Annotated in this window: 23 protein-coding genes; 22 read left to right on the top strand and 1 reads right to left on the bottom strand. The window is 67.3% G+C overall.

Annotation, left to right across the window (positions count from 1 at the left end; all coding sequences use genetic code 11):
- Positions 1-73: 73 nt before the first annotated feature.
- The 4 genes from argS (at position 74) to thrB (ending at position 5,535) form a co-directional block, all read left to right on the top strand.
- A complete protein-coding gene (argS, locus tag CVA01_RS00360; protein ID WP_141327753.1) occupies positions 74-1,750 on the top strand; it encodes an arginine--tRNA ligase in 1,677 nt (558 codons plus the stop codon).
- The gene (lysA, locus tag CVA01_RS00355; RefSeq protein ID WP_373862646.1) at positions 1,747-3,177 is read left to right on the top strand and encodes a diaminopimelate decarboxylase; all 1,431 of its coding nucleotides are present in this window, start codon (positions 1,747-1,749) and stop codon (positions 3,175-3,177) included. Before argS ends, lysA begins: the two co-directional genes overlap by 4 nt.
- An 88-nt stretch (positions 3,178-3,265) precedes the next feature.
- A complete protein-coding gene (locus tag CVA01_RS00350; protein WP_014010356.1) occupies positions 3,266-4,588 on the top strand; it encodes a homoserine dehydrogenase in 1,323 nt (440 codons plus the stop codon).
- The gene (gene thrB, locus CVA01_RS00345; RefSeq protein ID WP_141327749.1) at positions 4,585-5,535 is read left to right on the top strand and encodes a homoserine kinase; all 951 of its coding nucleotides are present in this window, start codon (positions 4,585-4,587) and stop codon (positions 5,533-5,535) included. Before CVA01_RS00350 ends, thrB begins: the two co-directional genes overlap by 4 nt.
- On the opposite strand, the gene CVA01_RS00340 is transcribed toward thrB, so the two are convergent.
- The gene (locus tag CVA01_RS00340) at positions 5,536-7,245 is read right to left on the bottom strand and encodes a long-chain fatty-acid--CoA ligase (protein ID WP_174775583.1); all 1,710 of its coding nucleotides are present in this window, start codon (positions 7,243-7,245) and stop codon (positions 5,536-5,538) included.
- Positions 7,246-7,665: 420 nt separating this feature from the next.
- On the opposite strand from CVA01_RS00340, the gene rho reads away from it, so the two are divergent.
- The 18 genes from rho to CVA01_RS00250 all read left to right on the top strand — a co-directional run bounded on the left by rho (position 7,666) and on the right by CVA01_RS00250 (position 24,244).
- Positions 7,666-9,492, top strand: a complete 1,827-nt coding sequence (gene rho / locus CVA01_RS00335; protein WP_141327745.1) for a transcription termination factor Rho — start codon at positions 7,666-7,668, stop codon at positions 9,490-9,492.
- A gap of 1 nt (position 9,493) precedes the next feature.
- Complete coding sequence (gene prfA, locus CVA01_RS00330) at positions 9,494-10,570, top strand: peptide chain release factor 1 (RefSeq protein ID WP_141327850.1); 1,077 nt, start codon at positions 9,494-9,496, stop codon at positions 10,568-10,570.
- Positions 10,563-11,588 (top strand): N5-glutamine methyltransferase family protein, encoded by a 1,026-nt coding sequence (locus CVA01_RS00325; protein ID WP_041630078.1) that lies wholly within the window; start codon positions 10,563-10,565, stop codon positions 11,586-11,588. Before prfA ends, CVA01_RS00325 begins: the two co-directional genes overlap by 8 nt.
- 49 nt (positions 11,589-11,637) lie before the next feature.
- Positions 11,638-12,294 (top strand): L-threonylcarbamoyladenylate synthase, encoded by a 657-nt coding sequence (locus CVA01_RS00320; protein WP_141327743.1) that lies wholly within the window; start codon positions 11,638-11,640, stop codon positions 12,292-12,294.
- A 7-nt stretch (positions 12,295-12,301) separates the two neighbouring features.
- Positions 12,302-13,492, top strand: a complete 1,191-nt coding sequence (locus CVA01_RS00315) for an MraY family glycosyltransferase (protein ID WP_014010349.1) — start codon at positions 12,302-12,304, stop codon at positions 13,490-13,492.
- Positions 13,493-13,537: 45 nt separating this feature from the next.
- Entirely contained in the window at positions 13,538-14,011 is a 474-nt protein-coding gene (locus tag CVA01_RS00310; RefSeq protein ID WP_141327741.1) for a Cg1360 family ATP-synthase-associated protein, read from the top strand.
- Between the two features lie 341 nt (positions 14,012-14,352).
- Positions 14,353-15,177, top strand: coding sequence for a F0F1 ATP synthase subunit A (atpB, locus tag CVA01_RS00305; RefSeq protein ID WP_141327848.1), 825 nt, complete (start codon positions 14,353-14,355; stop codon positions 15,175-15,177).
- Between the two features lie 78 nt (positions 15,178-15,255).
- Entirely contained in the window at positions 15,256-15,498 is a 243-nt protein-coding gene (locus CVA01_RS00300; RefSeq protein WP_141327739.1) for an ATP synthase F0 subunit C, read from the top strand.
- A 93-nt stretch (positions 15,499-15,591) separates the two neighbouring features.
- A complete protein-coding gene (locus tag CVA01_RS00295; RefSeq protein WP_141327737.1) occupies positions 15,592-16,158 on the top strand; it encodes a F0F1 ATP synthase subunit B in 567 nt (188 codons plus the stop codon).
- Positions 16,159-16,163: 5 nt separating this feature from the next.
- On the top strand, positions 16,164-16,982 hold the full coding sequence (locus tag CVA01_RS00290; RefSeq protein WP_014010344.1) for a F0F1 ATP synthase subunit delta: 819 nt from the start codon (positions 16,164-16,166) through the stop codon (positions 16,980-16,982).
- A 62-nt stretch (positions 16,983-17,044) separates the two neighbouring features.
- On the top strand, positions 17,045-18,679 hold the full coding sequence (atpA, locus tag CVA01_RS00285) for a F0F1 ATP synthase subunit alpha (RefSeq protein WP_141327735.1): 1,635 nt from the start codon (positions 17,045-17,047) through the stop codon (positions 18,677-18,679).
- Between the two features lie 52 nt (positions 18,680-18,731).
- On the top strand, positions 18,732-19,709 hold the full coding sequence (locus CVA01_RS00280) for a F0F1 ATP synthase subunit gamma (RefSeq protein ID WP_141327733.1): 978 nt from the start codon (positions 18,732-18,734) through the stop codon (positions 19,707-19,709).
- Positions 19,710-19,712: 3 nt separating this feature from the next.
- On the top strand, positions 19,713-21,161 hold the full coding sequence (atpD, locus tag CVA01_RS00275) for a F0F1 ATP synthase subunit beta (protein WP_141327731.1): 1,449 nt from the start codon (positions 19,713-19,715) through the stop codon (positions 21,159-21,161).
- Positions 21,162-21,173: 12 nt separating this feature from the next.
- Positions 21,174-21,551 carry a F0F1 ATP synthase subunit epsilon gene (locus tag CVA01_RS00270; protein WP_141327729.1) on the top strand — a complete coding sequence of 126 codons (378 nt, stop codon included), beginning with the start codon at positions 21,174-21,176 and terminating at the stop codon, positions 21,549-21,551.
- A 201-nt stretch (positions 21,552-21,752) separates the two neighbouring features.
- Entirely contained in the window at positions 21,753-22,262 is a 510-nt protein-coding gene (locus tag CVA01_RS00265) for a DUF2550 domain-containing protein (protein ID WP_244938063.1), read from the top strand.
- A 36-nt stretch (positions 22,263-22,298) separates the two neighbouring features.
- A complete protein-coding gene (nucS, locus tag CVA01_RS00260) occupies positions 22,299-22,991 on the top strand; it encodes an endonuclease NucS (RefSeq protein ID WP_014010338.1) in 693 nt (230 codons plus the stop codon).
- 4 nt (positions 22,992-22,995) lie between these two features.
- The gene (locus CVA01_RS00255; protein WP_141327727.1) at positions 22,996-23,286 is read left to right on the top strand and encodes an Rv1322 family protein; all 291 of its coding nucleotides are present in this window, start codon (positions 22,996-22,998) and stop codon (positions 23,284-23,286) included.
- Between the two features lie 46 nt (positions 23,287-23,332).
- The gene (locus CVA01_RS00250) at positions 23,333-24,244 is read left to right on the top strand and encodes a tetratricopeptide repeat protein (RefSeq protein ID WP_244938062.1); all 912 of its coding nucleotides are present in this window, start codon (positions 23,333-23,335) and stop codon (positions 24,242-24,244) included.
- Positions 24,245-24,248: the final 4 nt, after the last annotated feature.

Raw genomic sequence — 24,248 nt, 5'->3', positions numbered from 1 at the left:
CGGATGGCCGGGGCCGGCGGTTCGCCGTGGTCGCCTACGTTCCGCGTACGCCACGTTGGTAGTCTCGTCCACTGTGACTCCTGCTGATCTTTCCGTCCTCATCTCCGGTGCTGCGCGCACCGTACTCACCGACCACGGCCTCGACCCCGCCGTCGTCCCGGACCAGCCTGTCGTCGAGCGACCGCGCAATCCGGAGCACGGTGACTACGCGACCAATATCGCGCTGCAGACCGCGAAGAAGGCCGGCACCAACCCCCGCGACCTGGGCACCTGGCTCGCCGAGGCGCTCGCCGCCGCTGACGGCGTCGATGAAGCGACCGTCGCCGGCCCCGGTTTCATCAACATCCGCCTCGCCGCGGACGCACAGGGACGCCTCGTCACCGACATCCTCACCGCCGGTGACGCCTACGGCACCGGTGACGACTACACCGGTCAGCGGATCAACCTGGAGTTCGTCTCCGCCAACCCGACCGGCCCGATCCACCTCGGAGGTACCCGGTGGGCCGCCGTCGGCGATTCGCTCGGCCGCGTTCTCGCCGCCCGCGGCGCACAGGTCACGCGCGAGTACTACTTCAACGACCACGGCACCCAGATCGACCGGTTCGCCCGGTCTCTCGTCGCCGCGGCCAAGGGTGAGCCCGCCCCGGAGGACGGCTACGGCGGAGACTACATCGCCGACATCACCGACCAGGTCATCGAGGCCACCCCGGACTGGGCGGACCACTCCGACGGGGAGATCCAGGAGATCTTCCGTTCCCAGGGCGTGGACCTCATGTTCGCCCACATCAAGCGGACCCTCGCCGAGTTCGGCACCGAGTTCGACGTCTTCTTCCACGAGAACGCCCTGTTCGAGTCCGGTGCCGTGGAGAAGGCCATCCAGACCCTCAAGGACAACGGCAACCTCTACGAGGCCGAGGGCGCCTGGTGGCTGCGCAGCTCCAACTTCGGGGACGACAAGGACCGCGTCGTCATCAAGTCCGACGGCAACGCCGCCTACATCGCCGGTGACATCGCCTACATCGCCGACAAGATCGACCGCGGCCACGACCTCTGCATCTACATGCTCGGCGCCGACCACCACGGCTACATCGCCCGCCTCAAGGCCGCCGCCGCGGCCCTGGGCTACAACCCGGAGCAGGTCGAGGTCCTCATCGGTCAGATGGTCAACCTCGTCCGCGACGGCAAGGCCGTGCGCATGTCCAAGCGCGCCGGCACCGTCATCACCCTCGACGACCTCGTCGAGGCCATCGGTGTGGACGCCGCCCGCTACGCCCTCATCCGCTCCTCCGTCGACTCCTCCCTGGACATCGACATGGACCTGTGGACCAGCCAGACCAGTGACAACCCGGTCTTCTACGTCCAGTACGGCCATGCCCGGCTGTGCTCCCTGGGGCGTAAGGCCGAGGAGAACGGCATCAGCCTGCCTGAGGACCTGTCCACCCTGGACCTCGGCACCCTGACCCACGACCGCGAGGGAGACCTCATCCGCACCCTGGGTGAGTTCCCTGACGTCCTGGCCACCGCCGCGGAACTGCGCGAGCCGCACCGTGTCGCCCGCTACGCCGAGCACCTCGCCGGAACCTTCCACCGGTTCTACGACTCCTGCCAGATCCTGCCCAAGGGTGACGACGCCACCGGCGAGGACATCGCCCCGGTCTTCCTCGCCCGTCTCGCCCTGGCGAACGCTGCCCGAGTGACCTTGGCCAATGCCCTGCGCATGGTCGGTGTTTCTGCCCCCGAAAGGATGTGACCGTGGATCCCGAGGTGCACCTGCCCCAGGTCCCGCTGCGTCAGCGCACGGCGACCCTGGAGGACTTCAACACCCTCCCGTCCCACGTGTTCCCCACGAACACCCGCGTCCGGACGACCGGTGAGATCGAACTGGGCGGTGTCCCGGTCACCGAGCTCGTCGCCGAGCACGGCACCCCCGTCTTCGTCATGGACGAGGCCGACTTCCGGGGACGCTGCCGCCGTCTCGCCGCCGCATTCGGTGGTGGCGAACACGTCCACTACGCCTCGAAAGCTTTCCTGTCCGTCACCGTTGCCCGCTGGGTCGCCGACGAGGGCCTGGCCCTCGACGTCGCCAGCCAGGGCGAGCTGGAGATCGCACTGACCGCCGGTTTCCCGGCCGAGCGCATCACCGTGCACGGCAACAACAAGTCCGAGGACTTCCTCGCCGTGGCCGTCCGCGCCGGTGTGGAGCTCATCGTCATCGACTCCGTCGAGGAGATCGGACGCCTCGCGAAGGTCGCCTCCGGCCTCGGTGTGACCCAGGACGTCCTCGTCCGCGTCAAGCCCGGCGTGCACGTCGACACCCACGAGTTCATCGCCACCAGCCACGAGGACCAGAAGTTCGGCTTCTCGCTGGCCTCCGGCTCCGCCGAGCGGGCCTGCCTCGCTGTGGTGGATGCCGCCGGTATGCGGCTGCGTGGCCTGCACTGCCATGTCGGTTCCCAGGTCTTCGAGGCCGACGGTTTCGGCCTCGCCGCCGACCGTCTGCTGGGCCTGTGGGCCCGCCTCATCGACGAGCTGGGGGAGGAGTCCGACGAGGCCACCGCCCTCAACACCCTCGACCTGGGCGGCGGCTACGGCATCGCCTACACCCCCGACCAGGAGGAACTCGACGTCGAGACCGTAGCGTCTGACCTGCTGCGCCGGGTCCGGCAGACCGCCGTCGAGCGAGGTCTCGACGCCCCGGTGCTCAATGTCGAGCCGGGTCGCGCGATCGCCGGTCCCTCGACCGTCACCCTCTACACGGTCGGCACCGTCAAGGACGTCCACACCTCGGACGACACGGTGCGCCGCTACATCTCCGTCGACGGCGGCATGAGCGACAACATCCGCCCGGCCCTCTACCAGGCGGAGTACGACTGCCGGCTGGCCAACCGCCACGCCACCGGCACCCTCGTCCCGACCCGTGTGGTCGGCAGTCACTGCGAATCCGGTGACATCCTCATCAACGACGCACTGATGCCCGACGACATCGCCGCCGGCGACATTCTCGCGGTGCCGGCCACGGGCGCGTACTGCTACATGATGGCCTCGCGCTACAACATGCTGACCCGTCCGCCGGTCGTCATCGTCGGCGACGGACAGTCCCGCGTCATGATCCGCCGGGAGACCGTCGCCGATGTCCTCGCCCTGGAGAACATCGACCTCGAAAAAACTCCCCGGTGAGACGTCGTTTATGATCGGGTCCCAGTAACCCGCACCATCCTGCACACCCGCAACCACAACCCACGGGAAGAGACAACGGGAAGAGACTATGGCTGAACTGAACACGGAATCCACCACCCCGACCGTCGGCGTCGCCCTGCTCGGTATGGGAACTGTCGGCCGCGAGGTGCTGCGCATTCTCGGCGAGGCGGAACAGGACTTCACCGCCCGTATCGATGGTCGGCTCGAGGTCCGCGGCGTCGCCGTCTCCGACCTCTCCAAGCCGCGCGAGGGCGTGGACCCCGCCCTGCTCACCGATGACGCCCTCGGCCTCGTCAAGCGCGACGACATCGACCTCGTCATCGAGGTCATCGGTGGTATCGACTACCCCCGCACGATCGTGATGGCCGCCCTGAACGCCGGGAAGTCCGTCGTCACCGCGAACAAGGCCCTCGTCGCCGCACACGCCATGGAACTGGCGGACGCCGCCGACGCCTCCGGGGCCGACCTCTTCTTCGAGGCCGCCGTCGCCGCCGCCATCCCGGTCGTCGGCCCGCTGCGTCGCTCCCTGGCCGGTGACAAGGTCAACGCCGTCATGGGCATCCTCAACGGCACGACGAACTTCATCCTCGACGCGATGGACAAGCGCGGCGCCTCCTACGACGTGATGCTCGCCGAGGCCACCGAGCTGGGCTACGCCGAGGCCGACCCCTCCGCCGACGTCGACGGCTATGACGCCGCCTCAAAGGCCGCCATCCTCGCCTCCCTCGCCTTCCACTCGCCGGTCGGCTTCGACGATGTGCACTGCGAGGGCATCCGCAACATCACCGCCGACGACATCGCCGCGGCCAAAGCGGCCGGCTGCACGATCAAGCTGCTCGGCATCTGTGAGCGCCTGGTCGACGAGGAGAGCGGCGACGAGTCGATCTCCGCGCGCGTCTATCCGGCTCTGGTGCCGCTGTCCCACCCGCTGGCGACGGTCTCCGAGTCCTTCAACGCGATCTTCGTCATCGCCGAGCACGCCGGTCGACTGATGTTCTACGGCAACGGTGCCGGCGGTGCCCCCACCGCGTCCGCCGTTCTCGGTGACGTCGTCGCCGCCGCCCGCAACGTCGTCCACGGTGGTCGTGCGCCGGGCATGTCGACCTACGCCAACCTGCCGATCGCCGACTTCGGCGCGGTGCGGACCCGCTACCACGTCGACATGACCGTCCAGGACCGTCCCGGCGTCCTCGCCGAGGTCGCCTCGACCTTCGCCGCCCACGGTGTGTCCATCAAGACCGTCCGCCAGGAGGAGAACGTCGACGGCGCCCGCCTCGTCGTCATCACCCACCACGCCACCGAGCAGGCACTCGAGGAGACCGTGGACGCGCTCATGCAGCTCGAGGCCGTCAAGAACGTCCGCAGCGTCATCCGGATGGAAGGTAACTGATGTCTGACGTCGCAGTGGGTCGTGCCGTCAAGGTCACCGTCCCCGCCTCCTCGGCGAACCTGGGCCCCGGTTTCGACACCCTCGGCCTGGCCGTCGACTTCACCGATGTCGTCGAGGTTGAGGCCACCGACTCCGGGCTCGAGGTCATCGTCCACGGCGAGGGCGAGGGGGAGGTCCCGCTCGACGAGCGTCACCTCGTCGTCCGTGCGGTCCGCGCCGGTCTACGTGAGGCCGGTGCGACCGTCCGTGGCCTGAAGATCACCTGCCACAACGTCATCCCGCACTCCCGCGGTCTCGGATCCTCGGCCGCCGCGGCGGTCGCCGGTGTCGTCGCCGCCTCAGGGCTGGCGGGTGACCCGACCCCTGAGCGTCCCACCGGTGCACTCGACGACGACACGCTGATCCAGCTCGCGGCGTCCTTCGAGGGGCACCCGGACAATGCCGCAGCCAGCGTGCTCGGCGGAGGCGTGATCTCCTGGACCAATATCCCGGTCGACGGCCGCAGCGCCCCGGAGTACCGGGCCGTCGGCGTGCCGGTGGCCGAGTCGGTCCTGGCCACGGCCCTGATCCCGGACTTCCACGCGTCCACCGAGGCCGTGCGCCGCGTTCTTCCCAGTGACGTCTCCCATGTGGACGCCAGGTTCAACGTCTCCCGCGCCGCGCTGCTGCCGGTGGCGCTCTCCCGGCACCCGGAGCTGCTGTGGGAGGCCACCCGTGACCGCCTGCACCAGCCTTACCGTGCAGAGGTGCTGCCGGTGTCCTCGGAGTGGGTCAACCGCCTGCGCAACCTGGGTTACCCGGCGTTCCTCTCCGGTGCCGGCCCGACCGTGATGGTGCTCTCCACCGAGCCGGTCGATCCTGCCCTGCTCGACGAGGCCCGTTCCCGCGGTCTGCGGGTCCTGGAGACCCGCGCCGGCGGACGTGTGACCGTCGAGGTCAGTAACTGATCAGGGCTTGTCGCCCCGGGGGAGGCGGATGATCCTGAACTCGCCGCGTCGCAGGTGGGTGCGCATGTCCTTCTTGTCGAACTTGCCCACCGAGGTGTGGTCGAGGGTGTCGACGAAGGTCCAGTACTCCGGCACCATCCAGCGCGGTGCCCGCGCGGCGACCGTCTCCGAGATCGCGGCAGCGGTCTCCCGGGTCGTCGGGGTACCCGGGACGACGACCACCACCGCGAGCGGACGCTCACCCCAGTCCGGATCGGGCATGCCGATGACCGCAGCCTCGGCGACCATGGGGGAGGCCATGACCAGGTTCTCCAGGGTGGCGGAGTAGATCCATTCACCACCGGAGCGGATGATGTCGGTCTGCCGGTCGTGGACGGTGAGGAACCCGTCCCGGGTGATGGTTCCGACATCCCCGGTGCGCAGCCACCCGTCCTCCGTGAAACGGTCGGTGGCGTCCTCGACGGCACCGCCGCGGAACACGGCGGCCGGTCCCTCGGCGTCCTCGGCGGGGGAATGGTAGTAGGACGCGGTGACGTAGTTGCCCCTGACCTGGATCTCACCGGTGGACCGGTCGTTGGCGGTCAGCGGGACGCCGTCCTCGTCGACCACCCGGTACATCATCCCGACCGGGAACCTGCCCTGGCTCTCCCGGTAGTTCTGACGCGCTGCACCACCGACACCGGCGGGTGGACGCGCGACGGTGCCGACCGGACCGGTCTCCGTCATGCCCCAGGTGTGCGTCATGTCCACGCCGTAGCGCTCCTCCCAGGCGGCGATGAGGGCAGGGGGAACGGTCGACCCGCCGGAGATGATCTCCCGCAGGCTCATCTTCTCGGGCGGGTTCTTCTCGTAGTGGACCATGAGCTGTGTCCACACGGTGGGGGCACCGTGGGCGCGCAGCGGCATGGCGTCGGCGATGACGTAGGAGAGGTGCTCGGGCGAGGCATCTCCGCCCGGCATGATCAGACGGGTCCCGGCCATCATCGCGGCGATCGGTACACCCCAGCTCAGGACGTGGAAGACGGGGACGCAGCACAGGAACCGCTCGCCGTTGCGCACCGCCAGTGAGTCGACTGAACGGATGGTCGTGGCGTGGGTCCACACTGAACGGTGGGAGAAGACCACGCCCTTGGGCGCGCCGGTGGTGCCGGTGGAGTAGCACATGGCCACCGGGGCCGTTTCCGGAAGATCGGGCCAGGCGTAGGTGGTCGGGCGTCCGTCGAGACTGGCCTCGTAGCCGAGGACCCGGATGCCGTCGGGGGTGGCGGTCTTGACGGCCTGGACCTCCTCGTCATCGCCGGTGACGATGAGGGTGTGGACGCCGGGGCAGTCGGGCAGCAGCGGCAGCAGCACCTCGGCGAGGTCCGGGTCCAGGACGATCACCCGGTCATCGGCATGGTTGATCACGTGGATGATCTGGTCCGGCATGAGGAAGGGGTTGAGCGGCTGGAACACCGCACCCATCGACCCTGCGCCGAAGAGCACCTCGAGGTGCTCTGCGGTGTTCGGCATCATGGTGCCGACCCGTTCGCCGACGGCTGTGCCGACCAGGTCGTGAAGGGTGTGGGCAAAGGCGGCGGCCCGTGATCCGAGTGCTGCGAAGGTGCACTGTTCGGAACTCATCCCGCGGTAGGTCGTCACGGTCGAGGCGGCGTGGACCCTGCGGCCGTACTCCAGGATGCGGGCGAGCGAAAACGGGACCACCTGCATCGTCGATGCGACGGGTGCAGGGGCGGTTACGGCCGGCGGCGTGGATGGTGCGTCGTGCGAGTGGTCCTCCATGGTCACCAGGATAGGCATGCCGGTGCGTTGATTGGCGGTGGGACCGCCTGAGGGTGGTAACATCGCCTCCGAGAATCGATCACTGCCACCACAGACCGACACACCCGGTCGCGCAGTGCCCGGTCATCAGGACTCCCGGGTCCGCCAGACGAGCCGCCACGCGGCCTGTCCGGACAACGTCGACCCCGGTCTCCGAACCTCACAATCCGACGACTCAACGAGAGCACGTCGCCCCCCGGTCTCCTGCCGTGTCCCGGCCAGGTCAGACAATCCCGGCCCCACGCAGCACGTCAGTGCCGTCCATGACCGTGGCCGTCCGTTTCCGGGGGGTGGACCGAAAGGACACCTGTGACTTTGCCTGACATCGTCTCCAGGGCACAGAACGACGGCCTCGCCAGCCTCAAGCTGACGGAGCTGAAGCAGATCGCCGCCTCCCAGGGCCTCCGTGGCACCTCGGGACTGCGCAAGGGCGAGCTCATCGACGCCATCAGTACCGCGGGTATCGGTGGGGGCCGTCCCGCGACGGCGAAGAAGACGACCGCACCGGAGAAGGCGACCGCACCGGAGAAGGCTCCGGAACCGGCTGCTCCGACGACCACAGAGAAGGCCGACCAGGGCGACACCGTGTCAGAGAACCGTACCGAGAGCACCGACCGAAACGACCGCGACGACCGCGACGACCGCGACGACCGGAATGAGCAGCAGGACGGCGAGGGCGGCGGACGCCGCAGCCGCCGTAACCGCCGAAACCGCCGCAACCGCGGCCGTGGCGACGAGCCGCAGGGCAACCAGGGGGACGGCGGCCAGCAGGGCGGCCGGGGTGGACGCCAGGACAACCGCCAGGGGAACCAGCAGGGCAACCAGCAGGGTGGCGGACGTTCCGAGCGCAACTCCCGCCGCGAGCGCAACCGCAACCGCAACAACCAGGACGGCGGTAGCCAGGGCGGTAACCAGAACAACCAGAACGACCAGAACAACCAGAACAACCAGAACAACCAGGGCGAGCCGCCGACCCCCGTCGCCGGCATCCTCGACTTCGTCGACGCGAACACCGCCTTCATCCGCACCACCGGGTACCACGCCGGCTCCACCGACATCTACGTCCCGATCCAGATGGTCCGGAAGTTCGGCATGCGCCACGGTGACGCGATCACCGGCACAATCCGCCCCGGCAAGCAGCAGACCGCCAACAACGGTCAGGGACGTAACCGCAACCGCGGCAAGTACACCCAGCTGCACAGTGTGGACACGGTCAACGGTCTGAGCCCTGAGGACGCCGCCAAGCGTCCGAACTTCCACAAGCTCACCCCGCTGTACCCGAACCAGCGGCTGCGTCTGGAGACCACCCCGAAGATCCTGACCACCCGTGTCATCGATCTCATCATGCCGATCGGTAAGGGACAGCGCGCCCTTATCGTCTCGCCGCCGAAAGCCGGTAAGACGACCATCCTGCAGGAAATCGCGAACGCCATCGCGGTCAACAACCCGGAGTGCCACCTCATGGTCGTCCTCGTCGACGAGCGTCCCGAGGAGGTCACCGACATGCAGCGTTCGGTGAAGGGCGAGGTCATCGCCTCGACCTTCGACCGTCCGCCGAACGAGCACACCGCGGTCGCCGAGCTCGCCATCGAGCGCGCGAAGCGTCTGGTGGAGCAGGGGCAGGACGTCGTGGTCCTGCTGGACTCGATCACCCGCCTGGGCAGGGCCTACAACAACTCCTCGCCGGCGTCCGGACGCATCCTGTCCGGTGGTGTGGACTCCAACGCCCTGTACCCGCCGAAGCGCTTCCTCGGCGCGGCCCGCAACATCGAGAACGGCGGCTCCCTGACCATTATCGCCACCGCCATGGTGGAGACCGGGTCCGCCGGTGACACGGTCATCTTCGAGGAGTTCAAGGGCACCGGTAACGCGGAACTGAAGCTGGACCGGAAGATCGCCGAGCGGCGCCTCTTCCCGGCCGTGGACGTCAACCCGTCCGGTACCCGCAAGGACGACCTCCTGCTCGGCCCGGAGGAGGCCCGGCTCATGCACAAGCTGCGCCGCATCCTCTCCGCGCTGGATCCGCAGGCCGCCATCGACCTGATGATCAAGCAGCTGCGCAAGACCAAGACAAACGGCGAGTTCATGATGCAGATCGCGTCCTCCGCCCCGCTGGCAGGTGACGACGATGAGTGATCTGGCAGGTTCGCCGTCCAAGGTCGACGACATCCTCTCGGAGTACCAGGGCCTGGAGATGCAGCTCTCCGACCCTGAGCTGCACAATGACGCCGCGGCGGCCCGTCGGGTCGCCAAGCGGTTCAGCGAGCTCCAGCCGGTCATCCAGACGTACAATCATCTCACCCAGGCCCGCGAAGACCACGAGGCCGCCGCGGAGATGGCGTCCGAGGACGCCGAGTTCGCCGCCGAGGCCGACCGTCTCGCCGCGGAGATCCCGGCGCTCGAGGAGAAGCTCACCGACCTGCTGGCCCCGCGCGACCCCCACGACTCCGATGACGTGGTCATGGAGGTCAAGTCCGGTGCCGGTGGAGAAGAGGCCGCACTGTTCGCCGGCGAGCTGGTGCGCATGTACCAGCGCTACGCCGAGAAGCACGGCTTCACCTGTGAGGTGTTGGACACCAACGAGACCGATCTGGGCGGCGTCAAGGACCTCACCATGTCGATCCGGTCGAAGCAGCCGACCCGTGACGGCGCATGGAGCGTCTTCAAGTTCGAGGGCGGCGTCCACCGGGTGCAGCGTATCCCCGTGACCGAGTCGCAGGGACGCATCCAGACCTCCGCCGCCGGCGTCCTGGTCTACCCTGAACCCGACGAGGTCGAGGACGTGCAGATCGACGACAAGGACCTGCGAGTCGACGTCTACCGGTCCTCCGGCAAGGGCGGCCAGGGAGTGAACACGACGGACTCCGCCGTGCGCATCACCCACCTGCCCACCGGCATCGTGGTGACCTGTCAGAAGGAACGCTCGCAGATCCAGAACAAGGCCCGCGCCATGCAGGTGCTCGCCGCACGCCTCCAGCAGATGAAGGAGGAGGAAGCGGACGCCGCCGCCGCGGAGGGACGCCACGCCCAGATCCGCACGATGGACCGCTCGGAGCGCATCCGGACCTACAATTTCCCGGAGTCCCGCGTCTCCGACCACCGCATCGGCTACAAGGCCAACAACCTCGACGCCGTCCTCGACGGCGACCTGGAAGCCCTGTTCGGCGCCCTGCACGACGCCGACCGTGCCGCCCGCCTCGAGGCCGATGACTGAGACCGGTCCGCAGACCGTCTCGGCCGCCCTCCGGTCGGCGGTCACCACCCTGACCGACGCCGGGGTACCGTCGGCGGCCCATGACGCCCGTGAGCTCATGGCTGCGGCGCTGACGGCAGCCACCGGCTCCACGGTCACCCCGATGGATCTCGTGCTGCGTGGGGGAGACCCGGTGCCGGCGTCCTTCCCGCCCATGGTGGAGCGTCGGGCCGCCCGTGAGCCACTGCAGTTCATCCTCGGTACCGCGCCGGTGGTGGGGGTCGACCTCGCCGTCGGGCCGGGGGTGTTCATCCCGCGGCCGGAGACCGACCTGCTCATCGACTGGGCAGCGTCCCGGATCACAGACTGGGAGACGCGACGTCGCAGTACTCCGTTGCGTGCCGCGTTGGTCCCGCCGCGGTTCACCGTGGTGGACTTCTGCTCCGGACCGGGCACGATCAGCCTCGGACTCGCCCACATGCTCACCCGTTCCAGGCTGGCCGACCGCCTCGACCTGCGGATCATCGGTATCGAGCTTTCGCCGACCGCGCTGGACTACGCCGGACGCAACCTCTCCGACTGGCAGGCCAGAGGAGACATCGACCCCCGGATCGCCGTCGAGTTCCACCGCGGGGACGCCACGGACGCCGCACTCGTCACCGGGCTCGGCCTGGTCGCCGGTGCGGATCTCGTCCTGTCGAACCCGCCCTACGTCCCCGAAGGTGACCACGGCGAGCATGTCGCCGCAGCCGACCCTGAGGTCGGGGCGGACCCCCACGAGGCGGTCTACTCCGGCGCCGACGGCCTCGAGCTCATGCGCCCCCTGGCCCGGATCATCGCCATGACCTGTGCCCCGCACGCGGAGATCGCCGTCGAGCACGATGACGCCACCGGGCAGCAGGTCCGGGAACTGCTGGCGGACGCCGGTATCGCCGATCCGGTCCAGCACCGTGACTTCGCCGGTCGCGACCGCTTCGTCACCGGTGCGGTACGCCGTGATCCCGGTGACCGCGGGGGCTCGCCCGACCGGCTACAGTGAATCATCTGAAAGACCCTTTCCATCCGCCACTTCCCCAAGGAGCACCAGAGTGTCGCAGACCTATGACTGCACACGACCCGAGGGCCACGAGGCCGGCCTCGCCGCCGCCCTCGCCGCCGTCAAGGGTGGACGCCTCATCGTCATGCCGACCGACACGGTCTACGGCATCGGCGCAGACGCCTTCGACAATGACGCCGTCGCGTCCCTGCTCGCGGCCAAGCACCGCGGTCCGGACTACCCGACCCCGGTCGTCGTCGGCTCCTGGGACACGGTGACCGGGCTGGTGCGGGACGCTGACGCCCGGATGAAGGCACTCGTCGAGGCCTTCTGGCCCGGCGGACTGACCATCGTCACCCACCAGGCGCCGAGCCTGCCCTGGAACCTGGGTGACACCCGTGGGACTGTCGCATTGCGCATGCCGCTGCACCCGGTGGCCATCGAACTGCTCCAGCAGACGGGGCCGATGGCCTTGTCGAGCGCCAACGTCCACGGCCAGCCTTCGGCACTGTCCACGGCTCAGGCCCGTGAGCAGCTGGGGGACTCGGTCTCCGTGTACCTTGACGGCGGTCCCGCCACCATCGGCACCTCCTCGACCATCGTCGACCTCTCCGGTCGCCGGCCCCGCATCCTGCGCCACGGCGCGATCGAGGCGGCCCGGGTGGCCGAGGTGCTCGGTGTCCCCGAAGAGTCCCTGACCCAGGGGTGACATGCGGATGGGTGAAGTGACGACGGTTCTCGCCGCGTCCGGCAACGCCGGCGTCGGCATCCCCTTCCGGGAGCTGGCACTTGTGCTGCTCATCGGATGCGTCACCACCTACCTCACCACCGGTATCGCCCGGATGCTCATGGTCCGGTTCGGATCGATGAGCGCGCCGCGGGCCAGGGACGTCCACACCGTGCCGACGCCACGGCTCGGTGGCGTGGCCATGTTCACCGGCCTCGTTGTCGCGGTCGCCACCGCCGGTCAGTTGCCGGCACTGAACCGCGGGTTCCCGCCGGTGACACCGGACATGATGGCCGTGCTGTTCGCGGCAGCGGTCATCGTGGTCGTCGGCATCATCGACGACCTCTACGACATCTCCTGGGTGATCAAACTCGGTGGACAGGTCGTCGGTTCGGTGGTGATGAGCCTGGCAGGCCTGAGCTGGTACCTCATCTGGGTGCCGCTCGGTGACGGCGGGACCACGCTGGTTCTCGACCAGGTCCAGTCCACTGTCCTGACTGCGGTCCTGACGGTCGCGATCATCAACGCCATGAACTTCGTCGACGGTCTGGACGGGCTCGCGGCCGGGCTCGGCATGATCGGCGGCGGGACGCTGATGATCTATTCGCTGACGATCCTCCATGACCAGGGCGGCACCGTGAGTGCCTACCCGCCGGCGATTATCTCGACGGTGCTGGTGGGCGTGTGCGCCGGCTTCCTGCCGCACAACTTCGCCCCGGCCCGGATCTTCATGGGGGATTCCGGTTCCATGCTCATCGGTCTGCTGCTGGCGGCCGGCTGTGTCTCGGCCTCGGGCAGGATCACCATGTCCCTCTACGGCACCGCGGACGTGGTTGCGCTGCTGTCCCCGCTCCTGGTGGTGCTCGCCGCCCTGTTCATTCCTCTGCTGGACCTGGTTCTCGCCGTCTGCCGTCGACTGGCTGCCGGCAAGAGTCCCTTCGCCCCGGACAAGAAGCACCTGCACCACCGGTTGCTGCGGCTCGGCCACGGCCAGCGTCAGGTCGTGCTCGTGCTCTACTCCTGGGTCGGGGTGGTCGCCCTGGGTGCGGTGGGGGCGACGGTGTTCCCTCCCGTGGTCGCCCTTGTGGTTTTCCTCGTCGCCTTCGTGGTCGTGGGCGTGGTGACCTGGGTTCCGCTATTGCGTAACCGGAACAGGGATGCGCTACCGGACCGGGGGTAGCGCACCGATTGCGGTGCGCGGCACGGGCCGGGATACCCTGGGCGGGTGACTGACCAGAACCAGGACCCCATCTCCGATCCCTCCGAGCTCCCGGACATCAACATCTCCGAGGACGGTGACATCGCCGACCACAGGCGCCCGCTGCTGCGGGCCGCCAGACTCGGTGGTATCGGGGTCGCCGTGCTGACCGTCATCTCTCTGATGGTCTGGGGGAGTGTCCGGGACATCGAGGGCATCTGGGGCGTCCTCATCGGGGCGGCCATCGGCGGCGGATTCGTCCTGGCGACCGTCGGCGTGGTGCTGCTCACGGCGAACACCACGCCGCAAAACACGCTGATCGTGATTCTCGGCAGCTGGATCCTCAAGATCGTGGTGGTGCTCGTCACTCTGGGCGTGCTCAAGGGATTCGACTTCTACGACTCCACCGCGCTGGGGGTGACGATCATCTTCGCGATGGTGGTCGGCCTGGCGACGGAGACCCTGGGGATCCTGCGAACGACGACGACCAACGTGGGCTGAATTCACCGGGTCGGGGGACAAATCCGGGGGTGTCGGATGTTCGAACGGGGGAGCGTGATCGGGGCGTCGACCTCCCCCTAAACCGCAGGTGGAGGACGCAGGGGGTGCCCGTTAGCGTGTGAGCAACGGGGCTGCTATTGTTCAGTGCGGGTAATCAGGCGACTGGCCTGGCGCGTCTGCGCGGTCAGGAACAGTCCTGGATCTACGCCCCCGGCATCGTGCGGATGTGCGACGGAGTCCACGGTGACCGGGTACCACCTGACGACCTCCATCGCACCGCCTGACGCACAGGTCACGCGGCTCAAACTCGGGAGAGAACGCTGAGCGTTACAACCTTGGCCCTGGAGGGTGAGTTCCACACACCCTCAATGGGGCACGAATTCTTCCCGGGTGGAGACAAGGCACCTACCGAAGACGTTCCCGGCCGGGAAGGTCTCTGGTTCTACGATTTCGCGAACGGTTTCTTCGCACTCGACCGCCTGATGATCATCCGTCTGCTGATGATCCTCGTTCTGGCCGTGTTCTTCGTTATCGCGATGCGCAAGCCCAAGCTGGTCCCCCGTGGTATCCAGAATCTCGGGGAGTACCTCCTCGACTTCGTCCGGATCCACATCGCAGAAGACATCCTGGGGAAGAAGGAGGGGCGCCGGTTCCTGCCGGTCATCGCCACCATCTTCTTCGTGGTCCTGGTCGGGAACATCCCGTCTGTGATCCCGTTCCTCAATGTCTCGCCCAACGCCAGGATCGGCATGCCGATCGTGCTGGCGGCCGTGGCGTACATCGCGATGATCTACGCGGGTGTCAAGCGATACGGCTTCGGCAAGTTCATGAAGTCCTCGCTGGTCATTCCGAACCTGCCCCCGGCGCTCCACATCCTCGTGGTGCCGATCGAATTCTTCTCCACCTTCGTCCTCCGCCCGGTCACGCTGACCATCCGTCTGATGGCCAACATGCTGGCGGGTCACATCATCCTTGTCCTGCTGTTCTCCGCCACGAACTTCTTCTTCTGGCAGATGAACGGCTGGACCGTCCTCTCGGCGGGAACCCTGGCCTTCGGCCTCGCGTTCATGCTCTTCGAGATGCTGATCATCTTCCTCCAGGCATACATCTTCAGCCTGCTGGCGGCGGTCTACATCGAGCTCTCGCTGCACGCGGACGAGCACTAAGCACAATCCCTGACCCCGGTACCGGGCACAACAACTACACAGTCCCGGTACGGATTCACGAAAAGGAACGGAAACACAATGAACGAGCTGCTCATCCTGGCTCAGGACTCCTCCTCCGAGATCACCGGCTTCGGTGCCATCGGTTACGGCCTCGCCGCGATCGGCCCCGGTATCGGTATCGGTATCGTCGCCGGTAAGACTGCTGAAGCCATGGCCCGCCAGCCCGAGATGGCCGGCCAGCTGCGCACCACCATGTTCCTGGGTATCGCCTTCACCGAGGCCCTCGCCCTCATCGGCCTGGTCGCCGGCTTCCTGTTCTAGTTGTGTGGCGCCCGCCGGTCCCGGTGGGAACCCCACCGGGAACAGGCAGGCATCTGATACACATCACCACGCACAAGAGCGAAAGCTGAGACTATGACGAACTACTTCATTCTGGCGGCAGGGGATGACGATCCACAGCAGTGGACCGAAAACCCCAACCCGCTGCTGCCTGCGGGCTACGACCTCGTCTGGTCCCTTATCTGCTTCATCATCATCTTCGTGCTGTTCTGGAAGTTCGTACTTCCGACCTTCAAGAGGGTCCTCGCCGAGCGCGAGGAGCAGATCGAGGGTGGCATTCAGCGTGCCGAGGCAGCCCAGGAGGAGGCCAAGGCCGCGCTGGAGAAGTACAACTCCCAGCTCGCCGAGGCCCGTACCGAGGCATCCCAGATCCGGGACGACGCCCGTGCCCAGGGTCAGAAGATCATCGCCGAGGCGAACACCAAGGCTGAGGCCGAGGTCAAGCGCAAGGCCGCCGACGGCGAGAAGGCACTGCTCGCGCAGCGCGACGCCGTCGTCTCCGACCTGCGCAAGGATCTCGGTGCCGCGTCCATCAACCTGGCCGAGCAGCTGCTCGGTGAGGACCTGGCCGACAGCACCAAGAAGTCCGGAACCATCGACTCCTTCCTCGCTGGTCTCGACAGCGTCGGCTCGGGGAAGTGACGCCCGTGCACGCAGCGAGCCGAGCAACCCTGGACCAGCTGTCCGCGAGCCTGGACAGCACCCTGACCGGGTCGACCGAGGCCGCCGGCCTCGGCGCTCAGACCGGTGCCGACCTCTTCGAGGTCGCCGAGCTCCTTGACGGAGACCGGACCCTGCGCATGGCCCTGGTCGACCAGACCATCCCGGACGACCGCCGTGTCGAGCTGGCCGAGAGCCTGCTGTCCGGCAAGGTGTCCGGTACCGCCCTGGAGACTGTCTCCGCCGCGGTCCGTGCCACCTGGTCGAACACCCGTGACCTGCGCAACGGCCTGGTTGAGCTGGGCCGCCGCGCCCTGCTGCGTGCCGCCGGCGCCCAGGGACAGAAGGACCGTGTCGGCAGCGAGCTGTACCAGCTCGCCCGCCTGCTCGAGAAGGAGCCGCAGCTGGAAATGCTGCTGGCCGACCGTCTCGTGTCCGCGGACAACCGCCGCGACTTGTTCGCGAAGGTCCTCTACGGCAAGGTCAGCTCGGTCACCGAGGCGCTTGCGCTTCAGGTGGTCAGCCGGCTTGGTGACCGTCCGGTCGAAGGACTTGACGCGGTCTGCGATTTCGCAGCCGCACTGGACGGGAAGACGGTCGCCCGCGTGCGTTCCGTCTCGCCCCTGTCCGACGCCCAGTCAGAGGCCCTCGGGCAGAAGCTGGAGAAGATCTACGGTTCCGCGATGTCCGTCCATTCCGAGGTTGACACCAGCCTCCTCGGTGGAGCGGTCATCCGGGTCGGCGACGAGATCATCGACGGGAGCACGGCCGGTCGGCTGAACAAGCTCCGTCGTAACCTCGCGTAGAGCCTGGATCGACAGAATATTCAACGTAAGAAGCTGGAAGACAAACCGAGAGCAGGAAGAACATGGCGGAGCTGACGATCTCCTCCGATGAGATCCGTAGTGCGATTGCGAACTACACCTCGAGCACTTCCGCGGAGGCCTCCCGTGAGGAGGTCGGCGTGGTCACCATGGCTGCGGACGGCATTGCCCAGGTTTCGGGCATGCCTTCCGTGATGACCAATGAGCTGCTTGAGTTCCCGGGCGGCGTTATCGGCGTCGCGCAGAACCTCGAGACCGACTCTGTCGGCGTTGTGGTCCTGGGTCACTTCGAGTCCCTCAAGGAGGGCGACGAGGTCAAGCGGACCGGCGAGGTCCTGTCCATCCCGGTCGGGGACAAGTTCCTCGGTCGTGTTATCAACCCCCTGGGCCAGCCGATTGACGGCCTGGGCACCATCGAGTCCGAGGAGGACCGCGTCCTGGAGCTCCAGGCGCCCTCCGTGCTGCAGCGCCAGCCGGTCCACGAGCCGATGCAGACCGGCATCAAGGCCATCGACGCGATGACCCCGATCGGTCGGGGTCAGCGTCAGCTGATCATCGGTGACCGCAAGACGGGTAAGACCTCCGTCTGCATCGACACCATCCTGAACCAGCGCGAGAACTGGGCCAGCGGCGACAAGACCAAGCAGGTCCGCTGCATCTACGTCGCCATCGGTCAGAAGGGCTCGACCATCGCGTCGGTCCGCAAGACCCTCGAGGACAAGGGCGCCCTGGAGTACACCACCATCGTGGCTGCTCCGGCCTCCGACTCCGCCGGCTTCAAGTGGCTGGCCCCCTTCGCGGGTGCCGCCCTGGGCCAGCACTGGATGTACCAGGGCGCTCACGTCCTGATCATCTTCGACGACCTCACCAAGCAGGCCGAGGCCTACCGTGCCATCTCCCTGCTGCTGCGTCGTCCGCCGGGACGCGAGGCCTACCCGGGTGACATCTTCTACCTGCACTCCCGTCTGCTGGAGCGTGCGGCGAAGCTGTCCGACGACCTCGGTTCCGGTTCGATGACGGCCCTGCCGATCATCGAGACCAAGGCCAACGACGTGGGAGCGTTCATCCCGACCAACGTGATCTCGATCACCGACGGTCAGGTCTTCCTCGAGTCCGACCTCTTCAACCAGGGTGTCCGCCCGGCCATCAACGTCGGTGTGTCCGTCTCCCGTGTGGGTGGCGACGCGCAGACCAAGGGCATGAAGAAGGTCGCCGGTAACCTCCGTCTCGACCTGGCCGCCTACCGCGACCTCGAGGCCTTCGCCACCTTCGCCTCTGACCTGGACGAGTACTCCAAGGCTCAGCTGGACCGTGGTGAGCGTCTCGTCGAGCTGCTGAAGCAGAACGAGACCGAGCCGCAGGCAGTCGAGGACCAGATGGTCTCCATCTACCTCGCCGGTGAGGGTGAGCTGGACAACGTGCCGGTGCAGGACGTCCGCCGCTACGAGGCTGAGCTGTGGGAGAACCTGCACGCCAACCACGCGGACATCTACGCCGGTATCGCCGGTGGCACGCCGCTGTCGGACGAGGCGAAGGAGGCCCTCAAGGCCGCCAACGCCGAGTTCGCCAAGGGTTTCCAGACCACCGACGGCACCACGGTCGTCAACGAGCCGGAGCCCGAGGGCCTGGCCGACGGTGACCTGGACAAGCACCAGATCACCGTCTCCGCCAAGAAGTAGGCGGCGACTATGACCGAGAAGTCCAAGTACACCGAAGAAGGGAGGTAGGAAGATGGCTACACTTCGCGAGCTGCGAGACCGCATCAAGTCGGTCAACTCGACGAAGAAGATCACCAAGGCGCAGGAACTTATTGCGACCTCGAAGATCACGAAGGCACAGGCTCGGGTGACCGCATCCCAGCCCTACGCCGACGAGATCACGCGGGTTATCCAGCGTCTGGCGTCCGCCTCCTCCCTGGATCACCCGATGCTGGACACCGAGGCCGAGGCACGTCGTGCCGCGATCCTCGTCATCACCAGTGACCGGGGCATGTGTGGCGGCTACAACCACAACGTGCTGAAGACCACGGTCGAGCTTCGCAAGAAGCTGCAGAACGAGGGTAAGGACGTCGTCCTCTACATCGCCGGTTCGAAGGGCGTGGACTACTTCAACTTCCGTAGCGAGCCGCTGGCCGGCGCGTGGACCGGGTTCTCCCAGGACCCCGAGTTCAAGCTGACCCACGATCTGCGTCACCACCTCATCGACGGCTTCACCGCCGGCCCTGACGGTGTGACCAAGCCTCGTGACGGTATCAGCGCTCCGGAAGGCGAGGGCGTCCCCGGCTTCGACGAGCTGCACGTGGTCTACACGCGCTTCGAGTCGATGCTGACCCAGGCCCCGCAGGCCTTCCGCATGCTGCCGATCGAGACCCGTGTCGAAGGTGAAGTGAACACCGGCGAGGATCTCCTGTCGAACAGTGCGGACACCGCGTCCGCCGACTTCGACTTCGAGCCCGACCCGGACACCCTGCTGGCCGCACTGCTTCCGCAGTACGTCTCCCGCAGCATCTTCGCGCTCATGCTCGAGTCCGCCGCCAGTGAGTCCGCGGCCCGACGGACCGCGATGTCCGCCGCGACCGACAACGCGACCGCTCTGGTCAACGACCTTTCCCGGGTCGCCAACCAGCTGCGCCAGGCGAAGATCACCCAGGAAATCTCAGAGATTGTCGGCGGCGTTGACGCGCTGTCCGACAGTGGAGAAAGTGACTAACTAATGACTACAGCTACTCAGGTGCAGCGTGAAGACGCCGCATCGACTGCTGCCGGGCGCGTTGTCCGTGTCATCGGCCCGGTCGTCGACGTGGAGTTCCCGCGCGGCGAGCTGCCGGCACTGTACAACGCCTTGCAGGTCGATGTGGCGCTCGAAGCTGTCGCCAAGACCATCACCCTCGAGACTGCCCAGTTCCTCGGCGACAACGTGGTCCGTGCCATTTCGATGGCCCCGACCGACGGCCTCGTCCGCGGTCAGGAAGTCCGTGACTCCGGCAAGCCGATCTCCGTTCCGGTCGGCGACGTCGTCAAGGGCCACGTCTTCAACGCACTCGGCGACTGCCTCGACGAGCCCGGCCTCGGCCGGGACGGCGAGCAGTGGGGCATCCACCGTGATGCCCCCGCCTTCGACCAGCTCGAGGGTCGCACCGAGCTCATGGAGACCGGCATCAAGGTCATCGACCTGCTGACCCCGTACGTCAAGGGCGGCAAGATCGGCCTGTTCGGCGGCGCCGGTGTGGGCAAGACCGTGCTCATCCAGGAGATGATCACCCGTATCGCCCGTGAGTTCTCCGGTACCTCCGTGTTCGCCGGCGTCGGCGAGCGCACCCGTGAGGGCACCGACCTCCGCCTGGAGATGGAAGAGATGGGCGTCCTTCAGGACACCGCCCTTGTCTTCGGCCAGATGGATGAGCCCCCGGGAGTCCGTATGCGCGTCGCCCTGTCGGGTCTGACCATGGCGGAGTACTTCCGCGATGTCCAGAACCAGGACGTGCTGCTCTTCATCGACAACATCTTCCGTTTCACCCAGGCCGGTTCCGAGGTCTCCACGCTGCTGGGCCGTATGCCCTCCGCCGTGGGTTACCAGCCGACCCTGGCTGACGAGATGGGTGTTCTCCAGGAGCGCATCACCTCCACCAAGGGCCGGTCGATCACCTCGCTGCAGGCCGTCTACGTGCCTGCGGACGACTACACCGACCCGGCTCCGGCGACCACCTTCGCCCACCTGGACGCGACCACCGAGCTCGACCGCGCGATCGCCTCGAAGGGTATCTACCCCGCGGTGAACCCGCTGACCTCGACCTCCCGCATCCTGGAGCCGGGCATCGTCGGCGAGCGTCACTACGCTGTCGCCCAGCGCGTGATCGGTATCCTGCAGAAGAACAAGGAACTGCAGGACATCATCGCCATCCTGGGTATGGACGAGCTGTCCGAGGAGGACAAGATCGTCGTGCAGCGTGCCCGTCGTATCGAGCGCTTCCTGGGTCAGAACTTCTTCGTGGCCCAGAAGTTCACCGATATCCCGGGTTCCTTCGTGCCGCTGTCTGACACGATCGACGCCTTCGAGCGCATCTGCGACGGTGAGTTCGACGCCTACCCGGAGAAGTGCTTCGACGGTCTGGGTGGACTCGACGATGTCGAGGCCGCCTACCAGAAGCTCACCGGAAAGTAAGGGGTCACGCACATGGCTGAGATTGCCACTGAACTCGTGTCTGTCGAGCGGATGCTCTGGTCCGGAAAGGCCAGCTCCGTCACCGCGCAGACCACCGAGGGCGAGATCGGCGTGCTCCCCGGCCACGAACCGCTGCTCGGCCAGCTGGTCGAGAACGGCGTGGTCGTCATCCGGACGGCCGAGGGTGAGAAGCTTGTCGCGGCGGTGCAGGGCGGATTCCTGTCCGTGTCGTCGTCCAAGATCACCATCCTCGCCGATTCCGCTGTCTGGGCTTCCGAGGTCGAGACCTCCGAGGCTGAGGCCCGGGCGAAGGACGCCTCGGCGTCCGCGCTCGAGCGCGAGACTGCGGTCTCCGAGCTGCGCGCCGTGAAGCGGCTGCAGGAGAAGTAGTTCCTGACGCCGTAGTAGCGCCTGACACCACCGACGGACGGTTCCCCTGGATCATCAGGGGAACCGCCCGTCGGTGTTTTCCATGTTCGGCTGCCGAACCCCGTGTCCTTGACGACACTGCTTTTGGTGGCCCCGGCGACCCCCGGTAAGCTCGTCGAAAAGCCCTGCATAGAGCCGATGGATGACCACCGCCGACAGGGTATGACGACTAGTGACGACAGTGACGACACTGACGAAGGGACGTGGCTGGTGCTCTGGACCATCCTCATTATCGTGGCCGTATGTGTGGTCGCCTTTGGGGCGATCCTGGCAGGGGGCAGGTTCCTCACCCTGCGCAGTCGCGGAATCCCTGTGGTGGTCAGAAGCGTGCCGAATCCCGAGGGCAGGCACTGGCGCCACGGGGTTCTCGTTTACGGGGGGCTGCAGGCGAAGGTCTACAAGCTACGGTCGCTGCGTCCGGAATCCGACCTGAGCTTCTCCCGGCAGAGCACCGAGATCACCGGACGTCGTCCGATCTCCTCCCTCGAGGCGTTCTTCCTGGAGGATGATCTCCATGTGCTCTCCCTGACCGACGGTCCGGCCGACTGGGAGGTCGCCCTCGACGATGCCGGCGACACCGCCCTGGTCGCCTGGCTGGAGTCCGCACCATCGACCCGCAAGGAGCAGTCCGTCAACCGGATCGACCGTCGCCACGGACTCGAGCGACCCTGAGCGGGCCCGCCGGACACGCCTGCTAGCCTGTCACCCATGCGTCTGGTGATCTGCCGTTGTGCCGTAGAATATGAAGGCCGCCTCGAGGCCTACCTGCCTGAAGCCGATCGTCTGGTGATGGTCAAGGCCGACGGGTCGGTGAGTATCCACGCCGATGACCGTGCCTACAAGCCACTCAACTGGATGACCCCGCCCTGCGCCCTGCGCGAGGAGGAGCCGGGTGAAGAGCAGAAGGACGCCGGGATCGTGGACCTGTGGACGGTGCAGAACCCCAAGGGGGAGAAGCTCACCATCCGGATCTTCAAGGTCTACTCGGATACCGCCCACGAACTGGGGGAGGACCCCGGTCTGGTGAAGGACGGCGTGGAGGCGCACCTCCAGGAACTTCTGGCGGAGCAGATCGAGATCCTCGGTGCCGGCTACACACTCATCCGTCGTGAGTACCCGACCGCCATCGGCCCGGTCGACATCCTCTCCCGGGACGACCTGGGCGTCACCGTCGCCGTGGAGATCAAACGCCGCGGCGGCATCGACGGTGTGGAACAGCTCACCCGCTACGTCGAGCTGCTCAACCGGGATGAGTTGCTGGCCCCGGTCCGGGGCGTGTTCGCCGCCCAGGAGATCAAGCCGCAGGCCCGGACCCTGGCCGAGGACCGTGGATTCCGCTGCGTGACCCTGGACTACCAGGAGATGCGCGGCGCGGACTCCACCGAGCTCCGACTCTTCTGATCCCATGCCACGTCACAACCGACGAGCCACCCCGGCGCCACGCGGACGGGCCGAACTGCCCCGCGACGGCGCGACCTACTGGGGAACCCGCCGCGAACCCGGTCCGGCCTGGGCTGCGGGGGAGGACTGGTTCGTCCGTCACATGGGTGCCGGCTCCGCGGTGAAGTTCTACGTCTGCCCGGGGTGTAACCAGAACATCCCGCCGGGGGTCGCCCATGTCGTCGCCTGGCCCGACGGCCACCGTGGTGCCGAAGACCGACGGCACTGGCATGCGGGGTGCTGGGCCAGACGGTGAGCACCGGTCCCGGGCCGCAGCAGTCGTTCGCGTTAGAATGGACGGCATGACTTCACCCCGTCCGGCCGGACCGGCCGATTCCTCCCCCAACCGTTTCGCCGCCCGCGCCGTGGACCTCGGTGCCGTGAAGGAGGCGGCGGACGCCCGGGACCGCGCGAAAGAGGAGGCGGTCTCAGGGGCGCCGGTCGCTCTGGCCGCCCCGGTCACCGCGGAGAGTTTCGAGCAGGACCTCGTCGTCCGTTCCACCCAGGTCCCGGTCATCGTCCAGCTCGGCAGTTCGCGGGCGCCGGGATCCGACGAGATGTCCCAGGCCTTCGCGTCCTCCGCACTGGGGCAGACCGAGCCGGCGTCCTGGGTCTTCCGCTACGTCGACGTGGATACCGTACCCGAGATCGCCCAGGCTTTCGGCGTCCAGTCGGTGCCGACCGTGCTGGCCCTGGCCGCGGGGCGTCCGCTGACCAGTTTCGAGGGCGTCCAGCCGCCGGAGCAGACCGACCGTTTCATCTCCACGGTGCTGCAGGCCACCGCCGGCAAGCTCCCGGGGCTGCCGTCCACCGGCGAGCCCGCCGGGGACGAGGAATCCCCGGCCGATCCACGGTTCACCGAGGCCGCCGAGGCCCTGGACCGTGAGGACTACGTCGGTGCGGTCGCCCTGTACGACGCCGTGATCGATGACGTGGGTGCCCCCGCTGAGGCCGTCAGTGAGGCCAAGGCAGCCCGCGCGACCGCCGTCCTGCTGGGCCGTTCCGCCGACGGTTCGGCCGACGACATCGACCGGATGCTGCTGGAGGGACGCCGCCGCGAGGCCTTCGACGTCCTCATCGACCGGATTCGCACCTCCGCCGGTGACGAGAAGGACGCCGCACGTACCCGCCTGCTCGGCCTGTTCTCCCTCTACGACCCGGCGGACCCCGAGGTCATCGACGCCCGTACCCGGATGGCCAGCGCGTTGTTCTGACCGG

It is taken from the genome of Corynebacterium variabile (assembly GCF_006539825.1).
Lineage (GTDB): Bacteria > Actinomycetota > Actinomycetes > Mycobacteriales > Mycobacteriaceae > Corynebacterium > Corynebacterium variabile.
Note: the sequence above shows the minus strand (reverse complement) of the source record. Positions and strands in the feature narration are given on the sequence as shown.

Bases quoted from the DNA above. Each gene is read 5' to 3' on its own strand.
- CVA01_RS00270 (WP_141327729.1), top strand. From the start codon at position 21,174: ATGGCTGAGATTGCCACTGAACTCGTGTCTGTCGAGCGGATGCTCTGG.
- atpA (WP_141327735.1), top strand. From the start codon at position 17,045: ATGGCGGAGCTGACGATCTCCTCCGATGAGATCCGTAGTGCGATTGCG.
- atpD (WP_141327731.1), top strand. From the start codon at position 19,713: ATGACTACAGCTACTCAGGTGCAGCGTGAAGACGCCGCATCGACTGCT.
- CVA01_RS00265 (WP_244938063.1), top strand. From the start codon at position 21,753: ATGACGACTAGTGACGACAGTGACGACACTGACGAAGGGACGTGGCTG.
- CVA01_RS00280 (WP_141327733.1), top strand. From the start codon at position 18,732: ATGGCTACACTTCGCGAGCTGCGAGACCGCATCAAGTCGGTCAACTCG.
- CVA01_RS00250 (WP_244938062.1), top strand. From the start codon at position 23,333: ATGACTTCACCCCGTCCGGCCGGACCGGCCGATTCCTCCCCCAACCGT.
- CVA01_RS00300 (WP_141327739.1), top strand. From the start codon at position 15,256: ATGAACGAGCTGCTCATCCTGGCTCAGGACTCCTCCTCCGAGATCACC.
- CVA01_RS00295 (WP_141327737.1), top strand. From the start codon at position 15,592: ATGACGAACTACTTCATTCTGGCGGCAGGGGATGACGATCCACAGCAG.
- nucS (WP_014010338.1), top strand. From the start codon at position 22,299: ATGCGTCTGGTGATCTGCCGTTGTGCCGTAGAATATGAAGGCCGCCTC.
- CVA01_RS00325 (WP_041630078.1), top strand. From the start codon at position 10,563: ATGACTGAGACCGGTCCGCAGACCGTCTCGGCCGCCCTCCGGTCGGCG.
- CVA01_RS00255 (WP_141327727.1), top strand. From the start codon at position 22,996: ATGCCACGTCACAACCGACGAGCCACCCCGGCGCCACGCGGACGGGCC.
- CVA01_RS00350 (WP_014010356.1), top strand. From the start codon at position 3,266: ATGGCTGAACTGAACACGGAATCCACCACCCCGACCGTCGGCGTCGCC.
- CVA01_RS00340 (WP_174775583.1), bottom strand. From the start codon at position 7,245: ATGCAGGTGGTCCCGTTTTCGCTCGCCCGCATCCTGGAGTACGGCCGC.
- CVA01_RS00315 (WP_014010349.1), top strand. From the start codon at position 12,302: ATGGGTGAAGTGACGACGGTTCTCGCCGCGTCCGGCAACGCCGGCGTC.